Origin of the sequence: Coprobacillus cateniformis (genome assembly GCF_009767585.1) — a bacterium.
GTDB classification, from domain to species: Bacteria; Bacillota_I; Bacilli_A; order Erysipelotrichales; family Coprobacillaceae; genus Coprobacillus; species Coprobacillus cateniformis.
Map to the genome: position 1 here is coordinate 2,980,230 of NZ_WSNW01000001.1, position 12,035 is coordinate 2,992,264.

General features: G+C 35.4%; 9 protein-coding genes and 2 rRNA genes. 6 read left to right on the forward strand and 5 right to left on the reverse strand.

Annotated features, from left to right (window positions below):
- Positions 1-220: 220 nt before the first annotated feature.
- The 5 genes from GQF29_RS14685 (at position 221) to GQF29_RS14705 (ending at position 7,525) form a co-directional block, all read left to right on the forward strand.
- A 23S ribosomal RNA gene (locus GQF29_RS14685) occupies positions 221-3,132 on the forward strand.
- A gap of 74 nt (positions 3,133-3,206) precedes the next feature.
- Positions 3,207-3,315, forward strand: a 5S ribosomal RNA gene (rrf, locus tag GQF29_RS14690).
- Positions 3,316-3,572: 257 nt separating this feature from the next.
- On the forward strand, positions 3,573-4,595 hold the full coding sequence (locus GQF29_RS14695; protein ID WP_008790548.1) for a lysylphosphatidylglycerol synthase transmembrane domain-containing protein: 1,023 nt from the start codon (positions 3,573-3,575) through the stop codon (positions 4,593-4,595).
- A 4-nt stretch (positions 4,596-4,599) separates the two neighbouring features.
- The gene (locus GQF29_RS14700; protein ID WP_008790549.1) at positions 4,600-6,585 is read left to right on the forward strand and encodes a glycosyltransferase; all 1,986 of its coding nucleotides are present in this window, start codon (positions 4,600-4,602) and stop codon (positions 6,583-6,585) included.
- Complete coding sequence (locus GQF29_RS14705; protein ID WP_008790550.1) at positions 6,578-7,525, forward strand: HD domain-containing protein; 948 nt, start codon at positions 6,578-6,580, stop codon at positions 7,523-7,525. Before GQF29_RS14700 ends, GQF29_RS14705 begins: the two co-directional genes overlap by 8 nt.
- A 10-nt stretch (positions 7,526-7,535) precedes the next feature.
- Here GQF29_RS14705 and GQF29_RS14710 read toward each other — a convergent pair whose 3' ends face one another.
- The 5 genes from GQF29_RS14710 to GQF29_RS14730 all read right to left on the reverse strand — a co-directional run bounded on the left by GQF29_RS14710 (position 7,536) and on the right by GQF29_RS14730 (position 11,708).
- A complete protein-coding gene (locus GQF29_RS14710) occupies positions 7,536-8,225 on the reverse strand; it encodes a 5'-methylthioadenosine/adenosylhomocysteine nucleosidase (RefSeq protein ID WP_008790551.1) in 690 nt (229 codons plus the stop codon).
- Positions 8,226-8,281: 56 nt separating this feature from the next.
- Entirely contained in the window at positions 8,282-9,322 is a 1,041-nt protein-coding gene (locus GQF29_RS14715) for a glycosyltransferase family 4 protein (RefSeq protein WP_008790552.1), read from the reverse strand.
- Positions 9,323-9,408: 86 nt separating this feature from the next.
- Positions 9,409-9,813: an HIT family protein gene (locus tag GQF29_RS14720; protein WP_008790553.1), complete on the reverse strand. Its 405-nt coding sequence runs from the start codon at positions 9,811-9,813 to the stop codon at positions 9,409-9,411.
- A gap of 54 nt (positions 9,814-9,867) precedes the next feature.
- Positions 9,868-10,728 (reverse strand): peptidylprolyl isomerase, encoded by an 861-nt coding sequence (locus GQF29_RS14725; protein ID WP_008790554.1) that lies wholly within the window; start codon positions 10,726-10,728, stop codon positions 9,868-9,870.
- A 5-nt stretch (positions 10,729-10,733) separates the two neighbouring features.
- Positions 10,734-11,708, reverse strand: a complete 975-nt coding sequence (locus tag GQF29_RS14730; RefSeq protein WP_017143804.1) for a peptidylprolyl isomerase — start codon at positions 11,706-11,708, stop codon at positions 10,734-10,736.
- 233 nt (positions 11,709-11,941) lie between these two features.
- Between GQF29_RS14730 and GQF29_RS19060 the strand changes: the two genes are divergently transcribed.
- The gene (locus GQF29_RS19060; protein ID WP_081652836.1) at positions 11,942-12,019 is read left to right on the forward strand and encodes a YjcZ family sporulation protein; all 78 of its coding nucleotides are present in this window, start codon (positions 11,942-11,944) and stop codon (positions 12,017-12,019) included.
- The last annotated feature ends 16 nt before the right edge of the window (positions 12,020-12,035 follow it).

Below are 12,035 nucleotides of genomic sequence, written 5' to 3' on the forward strand. Positions count from 1 at the left end.
CTTGAAGAGGGCGAACTCAGGGAACATTGAAAACTGAATAGTAATCTAGTAAAAACAAAACTTTTTACAAACGAAAAGATAAGATGAAAGAAACGAGATCAGGAATAGAAATTCATGAGAAGGTTGAATCATCTAGTCAAAGTGGTAAAAAAACTAAGATAACAAGCTGAGTGATCGAGAGATCACGAAACAAAAAAACAAGTAGAACTTGAACACTTTAGGTTAAGTAAGAAAGAGCGTATGGCGAATGCCTAGGCACAAAGAGGCGAAGAAGGACGCAGCAAACGGCGAAACGCGACGGCGAGCAGTAAGCAGGCAAGGACCCGTCGATGTCCGAATGGGGGAACCCGGCATCCGTAATGGGATGTCAGCGCATGATGAATAAATAGTGATGCGTGGCGAGACGCAGGGAACTGAAACATCTCAGTACCTGCAGGAGAAGAAAGTAAAGAACGATTCCGTAAGTAGCGGCGAGCGAAAGCGGAGGAGCCCAAACCATCGCAAAGATGGGGTTATAGGGCTGTCAGCGAAGCAGACATGACATGATAGGAGAAGCTTCTGGGAAGGAGCGACGAAGAGGGTGACATTCCCGTATCCGAAATCGTGAAGTGATGCGAGACAGTACCTGAGTACGTCGGGGCACGTGGAATCCTGACGGAATTATCGAGGACCATCTCGAAAGGCTAAATACTCCTTTGTGACCGATAGTGAACCAGTACCGTGAGGGAAAGGTGAAAAGAACCCCGGGAGGGGAGTGAAAGAGAACCTGAAACCATATGCTTACAAGAAGTCAGAGCCCGTTAAGGGGTGATGGCGTGCCTTTTGTAGAATGAGCCGGCGAGTTATGATATGCAGCGAGGTTAAGCAGGAGATGCGGAGCCGAAGCGAAAGCGAGTCTGAATAGGGCGAGAGTTGTATGTCATAGACCCGAAACCGAGTGATCTAGCCATGATCAGGTTGAAGTTGGGGTAAAACCCGATGGAGGACCGAACCGACCCCCGTTGAAACGTTGGCGGATGAATTGTGGCTAGGGGTGAAATTCCAAACGAACTCGGAGATAGCTGGTTCTCCCCGAAATAGCTTTAGGGCTAGCGTCAGAGTGAAAGTTATGTGAAGGTAGAGCACTGAATATGTGATGGCCTCATCCCGAGGTACTGAATATAATCAAACTCCGAATGTCACAGGAACATATCTGGCAGTCAGACTGCGGGTGATAAGGTCCGTAGTCAAAAGGGAAACAGCCCAGACCATCAGCTAAGGTCCCAAAATATATGCTAAGTGGAAAAGGATGTGGAGATGTCCAGACAACCAGGAGGTTGGCTCAGAAGCAGCCACCCTTTAAAGAGTGCGTAACAGCTCACTGGTCGAATGACTCTGCGCCGAAAATTTACCGGGGCTAAGCATAATACCGAAGCTATGGATTTATACGACAAGTATAAGTGGTAGGGGAGCGTTCCTGTCAGCGAGGAAGCATGACCGCAAGGACATGTGGAGCGGCAGGAAGAGAGAATGCCGGTGTGAGTAGCGGAACGTGGGTGAGAATCCCACGCACCGAATACCCAAGGTTTCCAGAGGAAGGTTCGTCCGCTCTGGGTAAGTCGGGACCTAAGGCGAGGCCGAAAGGCGTAGTCGATGGACAACGGGTGGAGATTCCCGTACCTGATGAAGAGGCAATGGAGTGACGGAGCAGGCTAGGCGATCCAGCTGCTGGAATAGCTGGTGCAAGCGAGGTAGGGGACATCCAGGCAAATCCGGATGTTGAAACCCGAAGGCGTGACGCGTATGGAACATTACGATAAGTACAGAAGTCGCCGAAGCAAGCTTCCAAGAAAAGCTTCTAGCAATCAACTCTTTGTCAGCCCGTACCGAAAATGGACACACATGGGTGAGGAGAGAATCCTAAGGTGAGCGAGAGAACTATAGCTAAGGAACTCTGCAAAATGACTCCGTAACTTCGGGAGAAGGAGTGCTCATTGAGAGATGAGCCGCAGTAAAACGGCCCAAGCGACTGTTTACCAAAAACACAGCTCTCTGCCAAGACGCAAGTCGAAGTATAGGGGGTGACGCCTGCCCGGTGCTGGAAGGTTAAGAGGAGTGGTCAGCGCAAGCGAAGCCATGAATTGAAGCCCCAGTAAACGGCGGCCGTAACTATAACGGTCCTAAGGTAGCGAAATTCCTTGTCAGGTAAGTTCTGACCCGCACGAAAGGCGTAACGATTTGGGCGCTGTCTCAGCTGTAGACTCGGTGAAGTCTTAGTACCTGTGAAGATGCAGGTTACCCGCGACTAGACGGAAAGACCCCATGGAGCTTTACTGTAGCTTGATATTGGATTTTGATGCATGATGTACAGGATAGGTAGGAGACGAAGAGACGGATACGCCAGTATTCGAGGAGTCGCCGTTGGGATACTACCCTTCATGTATTGAAGTTCTAACCGGACGCCATAAGCTGGCGACGGGACAGTGTCAGGTGGGCAGTTTGACTGGGGCGGTCGCCTCCCAAAGAGTAACGGAGGCGCCCAAAGATACCCTCAGCATGGTTGGAAATCATGCGTAGAGTGCAAAGGCAAAAGGGTGTTTGACTGCGAGACCAACAAGTCGAGCAGGGACGAAAGTCGGGCTTAGTGATCCGGCGGTGCCGAATGGAAGGGCCGTCGCTCAACGGATAAAAGCTACCCTGGGGATAACAGGCTGATCTCCCCCAAGAGTTCACATCGACGGGGAGGTTTGGCACCTCGATGTCGGCTCATCGCATCCTGGAGCTGAAGTCGGTTCCAAGGGTTGGGCTGTTCGCCCATTAAAGCGGTACGCGAGCTGGGTTCAGAACGTCGTGAGACAGTTCGGTCCCTATCTGTCGTGGGCGTAGGAAGTTTGAGGAGAGCTGCCCTCAGTACGAGAGGACCGGGGTGGACAGACCAATGGTGCACCAGTTGTCACGCCAGTGGCACAGCTGGGTAGCTAAGTCTGGAAGGGATAAACGCTGAAGGCATCTAAGTGTGAAGCCCCCTCCAAGATGAGACTTCCCATTCTTCGGAAGTAAGACCCCTCAAAGACGATGAGGTTGATAGGTCAGAGGTGTAAGCGCAGCGATGTGCGAAGCTGACTGATACTAATAGGTCGAGGACTTAACCAGAAGAAGGTTGTTCAAGAAGAAGGCGAGATTACTGTTCAGTTTTGAGTGCTCCGAGAGGAAGGCACCAGGAGAGATCTGGTAGCGATAGCATGATGGAAACACCTGTACCCATCCCGAACACAGAAGTTAAGCATCATAACGGCGACGATAGTGAGCAATCGCGACAATAGCAAGCTGCCAGTTCACTTCGGATATCCACACTGGATATCCTTTTTTTTGTCTTTCCTTCATTTCCTATTTTATTCCCCTTTTTCTTTCCTTATATGATAAAATGTAGTAAAATTATTATGATAAAGATAGGTATATTTTTGTAGAATCAAAACATAAAATATATGGATATCTATAAATAGCGATGGTTGAGATAATAGATAACTGATTCTCTTATCATCAGAAAGGAGTTTTTAAAGATAAGATATATTTTATCTTTAAAGAAATGACTTATGAGAAATAAAAAATATTTTTTAAATATTCTTATTATTTTACTCATTGGTGGAACTTCAATCTATTTATCAATTGGAGAACAATTTGATCAAGTACTTTTATCATTTCAAGAAGCAAAAATATCATGGATTGTTATTATGGGATTGATTATGTTCAGTTATTATTTATTTGATGCTCTTTCGCTTTGGTATTTTGGAAAAGCATATAAACAGGATTATACTTTTAAACAATCATTTGTGAATGCAATTAGTGGTACTTTCTTTAATGGCATAACTCCTTTTGCAAGTGGTGGACAATTTGCTCAAGTTTACATTTTTAATAAACAAGGCATAGTTCCTACAAATTCATCAAGTATTTTATTAATGTGTTTTATTTGTTATCAAAGTGTATTGGTTCTATATACTGGTGTTGTTGTATTGTTGAAATATAATTATTTTGTGACTGAACAAGCAGGTGTTTTTAGTCTAGCTATATTAGGATTTATGATCAATTTTGCTGTTATCTTAGGGTTGTTTGGTGGAGCTAAATCAAAAAGGTTACAACATTTTGTTACGCATAATGTTTTAAAGTTATTATGTAAGATGCATATTATTAAGGATTATGAGATGACATGTGCTAAAATAGAACAGTATTTGGCTGATTTTAGGGAACAGTTAAAATTTTTACAAAAAAATAGGATGGTTTTGGTAAAATCTTGTTTATGTAATTTTGTTAAGTTAACAATTATTTATAGTATGCCTTTCTTTGCAGCAAAGGCATTGAATTTAAATGTTTCGTGGTGGGAGTTTTTAGATTTTTTAGGATTATGTTCGTTTATCTATTTAATTAATGCTTTCTTACCAATTCCTGGTGCCAGTGGTGGTAGTGAAGGTATTTATGTTTTGTTATTTAGTTTCTTAGGAACTGTTGGAACGTCTTCTTCATTATTTTTATGGAGATTTATGTCTTATTACTTAGGACTTATTATTGGAGGGTTGGTTTTCTCATTAAACAAAGAAATTAATAGTTCGAGATTGGAGTGATTAAATGAATATTGCATTATTAAGTGATACTTATTTACCTGATATTAATGGTGTTGCTACATCTACACATATCTTAAAAAACGAGTTGAAAAAACATGGTCATCATGTTTTGGTTGTAACAACAATATTACCAAATGATAGCGATTATATTGATGAAGATGATATGGTTCTTCGTTTACCTGGTTTAGATTTAAAAAAACTATATGGTTATCGAGCATCTAATATCTATTCTTTTAAAGGAATGAAAGAATTAAAAGAATTTGAACCAGATATTATTCATATTCAGACAGAGTTTGGAATTGGTATATTTGGGAAGATTGCTGGTGAAATTTTAAATATTCCAGTATGTTATACATACCATACAATGTGGGCTGATTATTCACATTATATTGCGCCTGGGAATATTAAAGCTGTTGATCATGCGGCCAAAAAAATTATAGAAAAAATTTCTAAAATATATGGTGACAGTTGTTCAGAACTGATTGTTCCCTCGCAAAAGACGGCAGATGCATTAAGAGAATATGGAATTTCAAATTCAATTAATGTGATTGGGACAGGATTGCAATTAGATAAATTTTCTGTTAAAAACAAGAATCAAAAAGTGATGAATGACATTATTAAAGAATATCAATTGGAAAATAAATTTGTTGTTACTTTTTTAGGGCGAGTAGCTCCTGAGAAAAGTGTAGACTTATTGATTGAAGCGATGCAGGATATTTATTCAAAGAATCATCAGATTTGTTTAATGATTGTAGGTGGTGGTCCACAACTTGAAGAACTTCAGGAGTTAACAAAAGAGTTACAATTGACACATTGTGTTTATTTTACTGGTCCTAAAGAAGCTGATTTAGTTCCTTCATATTATCATGTCTCTGATCTTTTTGTTTCTGCATCTATTACTGAAACACAGGGATTAACATTTATTGAAGCAATGGCAAGTGGAATACCTGCTTTGGCTCGTTATGATAAAAATTTAGAAGGAGTTATTTTGGATGGGCGTAATGGTTTCTTTTTTGAGGATAAGGTAGATTTGACTCAAAAGATATTAGAATTAGCACAAACTGATCTTAGCCAATTATCTATGCATGCTGTTGAAGATGCTATGCAATATAGTAGTGAAAATTTTTATAAAAAGATTATGAATACTTATCGTAAGGCTTTATCGAAACATCATTATTGTTATAAGGTTGTTTCGATGGTGCCAGATAAAGGCAAAACTTATCAGGTTTCTTTTCAATTTGATAATCATCAAGTTATGCTCACTCTTTCTTCACAGGTTATTGATCGCTATGGTCTGAGTGTTGGACAGGTTGTTGATAGAGAAGAACTAGATGCCTTAAAAGATCAAGAGCAGGTCTCTAGAGCGTATCATTTGGCTTTAAAGTATTTAACATATAAGGACTATACTTATGCTAAGATGCAAAAAAAGTTAGCTGATAAAGGTGACTTTGATGATATCCAGATTGATATGACAATGGATATTCTGGTTCAAAAGAATTTAATTGATGATGCGGAATATACTAAAAATTATTTCCAGCGTTCTATTCGTTTAGGTCTTGGTATGAATAAGATTATATTTAATTTAAAGAATAATGGTGTTTCACCATTTGTCATTGATGAATTTTTAGCGAATTACTCACAAGATTTAGAATATGATAAGGCTTTTGAAATCGTTAAGAAATTGTATAATGAAAATACAAACAAACCACAATATGCACTTATTCAAAACATTAAACATAAACTTTTCAATAAAGGTTTTTCACAGGATGTTGTAGAACGTGCAATTAATAATTTTGATTTTGTGTTTCCAGAAGAACATACAAAGAAACTATTAACGAAAGAATATGAACGTGTATATAATCGTTATAAGACGAGATATGACAGTCATCAATTGAAGAGTAAGATTATTACATTTTTAGTCCAAAAAGGCTATGAATATGATGATGTTGTTAATATTATTAGTGAATTATGGGAGGATCCGAATGATTAAAATTAAAGATATGAAATGTGGAAATGATAATGTAGAATTTACAGCTATGATTTCTCATGTCACAACTGGAAAAACTAATGGAGCTAACAAAAGTAATTATCTTAGTATTGTTTTTCAAGATGAAACTGGAACAATTGATGCAAAATTATGGAATGCATCAGATGAGCAAATCAAGACATTAACAACTGGTGCAGTTGTAAGAGGAAAAGGGGATATTATCAAATACAGTGATGATCGCCAAATGAAAGTCATTGGAATAGACAATGTTTCTTATCAAGAAAATCAACAAGTTCAATTTTTATCAAAAGCACCTTTGGATGCTGATGTGATGATTAAGGAAATGATGGAATATGTCAAGCGCATATCTAATATGAAACTTTACACATTAACAAAGTATCTTCTTGAGCAAAATATTGAAAAATTGAAGATTTATCCAGCAGCAAGTAAAAATCATCACGAATTTGTTTCTGGACTGGCATATCATACACTGTCTATGTTGAAATTGGCTGATGCAATGATAGGGAATTATCCACAATTGAATGCTGATTTAATTTATGCAGGTATTTTGTTACATGATTTAGGAAAGACTGTTGAATTGAGTGGACCAGTTGTTCCAACATACACACTTGAAGGAAAATTACTTGGACATATTTCAATATCTCAAGCAATGATTCATGAAGCTGCTAAAGAATTAAATATTGAAGGAGAAGAGGTTATTTTACTTCAACATATGGTTCTCTCCCATCATGGTAAAAATGAATTTGGATCTCCTGTTCTTCCTCAAATTAGAGAGGCTGAGATTGTTTATCTCATAGATAATATAGATGCAAGAATGCATATGTTTGATAAAGCTCTTGAACAAGTTGAACCAGGTGAATATTCAAAACGTGTTTTTGCTTTAGAAAATAGAATGATTTATAAACCAAAAATGTATGATTAAAAACAGTGGTCTAATGCCACTGTTTTTTAATCATGTTTATAAATTTGAAAACAATATCTTTTGTTTGGTCAGATGCTTTTTTACAATTCTGCTCAAATGCTTGATGTCCAGTTAGTACTGGTGTATCAGTTATTGTCCTAATGACAATAAAATCAATAGCATTGACATAACAGACATGAGCAATACTTGCACTTTCCATATCAACACAAAGGGCTGCAAAGTTTTTGTTTAATGCTTCATGTTGTCCCTTGTCAATAAATGAGTCACCAGTTATTATTTTTCCTAAATAGGTATTTTGATTTTGCTGACATATTATTTTTGCAATATCCAATAATTTATTATTAACAAAAAAGGTAGCTGTAGGAAGATATGGATGGAATTCTGTAAGTATATCTTCTTGGACATCATGGTATGCAATCTCTTTAGAAATAACCGTATCAAAAAGTTTTAACGTATTACAGATTGCTCCAGCAGTACCTGCATTAATGATGATATCAACATGAAAAGTATCAATAAGGATTTGTGTTGCTAATGCTGCATTAACTTTTCCTACCCCACAATATAATGTCACTATTTCAACATTTTCAATTTGACTTTCATAAAATCTTAACATTGCTTTTTCTGATATTTGAACATTTTCAAGAGCTTTTAAAAAAGGAGCAAGTTCATCATCGCTAGCACAAATAATAGCTATTTTCATTAAAGATATCCTCCTTTATAAAAAGTGGAGCGAATGTCTCCACTTTCTTTGTTTTTTTATTTATGAGATATTTTCTTATTTTTGACAATACTGTTATAAAAATCTTTCCAGATTTTTTTAACATTTTCCTTAGAGTAATATTCACTAATTTCTTGAGAATAATGGCTATATAGATTATAGAGTTCTTGATTTGTTTGGAGTTCTTTGATTTTATTCACAAAACCCTCATTCGATATGTCTGATAAGTATTTTTGGAATAGAATATCTTTATATAGGTTTAAATCTCTCAATAGCAAAGGTTTTTGACTGTTAACGGCTTCTAATATAGCCATTGGAAATAACTCGTTATATGAAGGCATAAAGAGCACGTCAGCAATGTTATAAATATGATTCATTTTTTCCCTAGGTATAATTCCAATGAATTTAACATTCTGAGGGGGATTGTTATAGATTTCTTTTAATTCCTCATAACCATCAGTAATCTTTCCAAAAGAGAAGCCACCAGCCCATACAAATGTCATTTCAGGTAATTGTTTGGCAACTTCTACAAAATCTTTCACGCCTTTACGGGTTTGAACTTGTCCAACGCCTAAAACAACAAAAGCATCTTTATTGATTCCATAATCTTGACGTGTTTTTTCAATAGAATCATCATTTTCTTTATAAAAAGCATCCTTAGATACATAATTAGGTATATATCTAATTTTATCACGATGAATCCCAAAAGAAACCAAATCTTCAATAAAAATAGGATTAACAACAATCAAATAATCAGCAGTATTATAAAAATAAGTAATATATTTCTTAAAAACACTTAAAGCAGATTTTGGCAAATTGATACTGCCATCAAGTGTATCTGGTAAAAAGTGAACATAAGCCACATTGACTGATTTATTTCTCTTCATCTGAATGAGATATTTTGGTAAAATTGTATGACAATGAATAATATCAGCAGGTTTTGAATTATTAATAACAACTTCAAAATCATCTTTTAATTCATCTCGAATTAATGAAACCTGTTCTAAATATGCACTTCCAACTCCTTGACCATCTACTGAATCAGCATTTGATAACATGTTAATTTTAATTTTTTTCATGGTAAACTCCTTTACTCTTTTATTATATGTATGTCTAAAACAAAAAGCAAGAATTCAATTGTTTTCATGACTCTTGCTTCACGTTATCAATCTATGATTTGTTGATAAATAGTCTCTAAATCCACATCACCTGAGCGATCAGTATATTGGATATGGAAAGGATCATCTGTCTGATAACGAGGAATAATGTGAATATGAAAATGATGAACACTTTGACCTGCAACTTCATTCATATTAGAAACAATATTGAATCCTTTGGTATTCATTTTTTCTTCAATCTGGCATGCAACTCTTTGGACAACAGACATCATATGTCCTAATGTCTCTTGATCAACATCTAAAACATGCTGATAGTGTTTTTTAGGAATAACTAGGGTATGTCCATTTGTTGTTTGACTTAAATCAAGAAACGCCATACAAACATCATCTTCATATAAAATTTTACCAGGAATTTGGTGACTTGCGATCTTACAAAAAATACAATTATCCATAATCATAACCTCCATCTCTCATATTTTACAACAAAAAAAGAATAAGGGGAACCCTTATTCAATATATTCACTAGAAAGTTTTTTTATCGCATCTTTTATTTTTGAATCATTGACTTTAAAATTGTATTTTTTAAGATAGATACCTTCAATTTCCTTTTGAACATCACCGTCACTAGTTAATTTATTAATTAACTCATCAGTGTTTTTATGATCAGTATTATAAAGATATAAAACTGCATAAGAATCATCACTTAACTTAATAGCTTCACTATAAACACCATCTTTATTGACAGCAGATAATTGACTTAATTGTGATTTTAAATTATCATCCAATGTTGAATTCTTTGTAACAATTCCAGCATCTTCACCATTTGTACCAGCATCTTTTAATTTTTTATCAAATATTTCTGCACTTGTAGATTCTTTGATAATTGTCAAAGCTTCTGATTCTTTTGTAACAACAATCTTCTTAAAACTTACAACTTGATAATCTTTAATCATCTTTTCTAGATTTTCCTTGATATACTTATTTCTTAGAAGTTCTTGCTTAACATCAGGAACCAAAACTTCTTGACTATATTCTTCTTTAGAATCATATCCTAAACTCTTTGCATATTTCTCTAAATCGCCATTCGCATTTTTAGCATATGTTTTCTCTCTTTCAGCAACGAGCTTATTAATTTCTTCTTGATCAGTGACCTCTTTATCAGCAATAGTTGTTAAAGCTTCACTCAACACTTGTTGAGCACCATATTGATCTAAAAGTTGATTGAAATAATCTTGTTTTGTCATTTTTAATTCACTGCCAGTAATCATAGCATCATCGCTTTTACTGACTTTTACACTATAGCCTGAATCAGATGAACAAGCAACTAATAATCCTCCACAGAGGAGTAACATCATTAATTTTTTCATTATGTTTATCCCTCTCTTTCTTCAGATCTCGCTTTTAAAGCTTCATCAACGATTTCTTTAACATTTTTTTCAATTTTTTCATCACTATATTTTAATTCATAAGTGTTAAAAGCTAAATAAACAATGTAACTATCATAAACCAGTAAAGGAGAATCAATATCGATTGTCTCTAAATCCTTCTTGATTGTATCCTTGTCAGTACTTGTACAATATAAGAAATAATAACCATTCGTTCCTTTAATTGCATCAGATACTTTTCCTTTTTCTAAAGATAAAGCTGCTTTTTCAACATCTTCACCATAAGAATCTTTTAATCCTGATGTTGAATCAATAATTCCTAAATTACCTTTAGCACTCTTTGAGTCATCATCTGAATAAGAAGAAGCAATTTCAGCAAATCCTTTATCAGTTTTTAAAAGTGATTTGACTTCATTCAATTTCTCAGTTTCAGTTTCTGTTGGTTTGTCTGGATCACTCATTGATACTTTAATCATACTGATATAACGAGGCGCTTCTTGTTTATAATAATCTTCAAAAACTTCATCAAAATTTGCTTTTACATATTTTTTAATAAATTCAGAATATTGTAAAGATTGAATTAATGATTCTTTATATGCATCCATACTTTCATAACCACTTGATGATAATGCACTTTCTAATTGTTTTTGAGCTTCATCATTATCACTGTATTGATTTTTATAACTTGCTTCAATATTAGAAACAATATTAGAGGCATTATCCTTCATATCTGATGTTACAGGAAAGTTTGCAGTAATAAGTTGATCTAATAAATAAGTAAATAAAGCATTTTTCCCTGCAGTAGACGAAGATAGCTTTTCATAAATATCATCAGCAAGAATATTTTTGCCATCGATTGATGCGACAACATATTTACCATCTTCTTTCACAGCTGATGAAGAACATCCACTGAGAACTAGCAAACTTGCGAGGGCAAGTCCTAAAAGTCGTTTTTGTTTCATATAAACCTCCTTGATATAAACACTATAATTATACACGATATCAATATTTTTTCAACTTATGTAGGCAATAACACAAAATTTATTGATATTTTACCATAATATATAATGTGCATAGAAGGAGGGCATGACATGGATAAGGGAAGTCATGGTTGTCGAATTGAGACAACAATTGTTTTATTCATCTTGTTGATTATATTCTGTTGTTGTATTTAATAAAAAAAGGAGGGAATTCTATGTTAGCTCATCAAGGATCTTTTACTTTAATTCTTGTATTATTTATTTTATTAGTCATCATTTGTGGAATTTGTTAGCAGGTAACTCTATAGA

Coding starts and splice junctions, on each gene's coding strand:
- GQF29_RS14695 (WP_008790548.1), top strand. CDS start 3,573: ATGAGAAATAAAAAATATTTTTTAAATATTCTTATTATTTTACTCATT.
- GQF29_RS14700 (WP_008790549.1), top strand. CDS start 4,600: ATGAATATTGCATTATTAAGTGATACTTATTTACCTGATATTAATGGT.
- GQF29_RS14705 (WP_008790550.1), top strand. CDS start 6,578: ATGATTAAAATTAAAGATATGAAATGTGGAAATGATAATGTAGAATTT.
- GQF29_RS14710 (WP_008790551.1), bottom strand. CDS start 8,225: ATGAAAATAGCTATTATTTGTGCTAGCGATGATGAACTTGCTCCTTTT.
- GQF29_RS14715 (WP_008790552.1), bottom strand. CDS start 9,322: ATGAAAAAAATTAAAATTAACATGTTATCAAATGCTGATTCAGTAGAT.
- GQF29_RS14720 (WP_008790553.1), bottom strand. CDS start 9,813: ATGGATAATTGTATTTTTTGTAAGATCGCAAGTCACCAAATTCCTGGT.
- GQF29_RS14725 (WP_008790554.1), bottom strand. CDS start 10,728: ATGAAAAAATTAATGATGTTACTCCTCTGTGGAGGATTATTAGTTGCT.
- GQF29_RS14730 (WP_017143804.1), bottom strand. CDS start 11,708: ATGAAACAAAAACGACTTTTAGGACTTGCCCTCGCAAGTTTGCTAGTT.
- GQF29_RS19060 (WP_081652836.1), top strand. CDS start 11,942: ATGTTAGCTCATCAAGGATCTTTTACTTTAATTCTTGTATTATTTATT.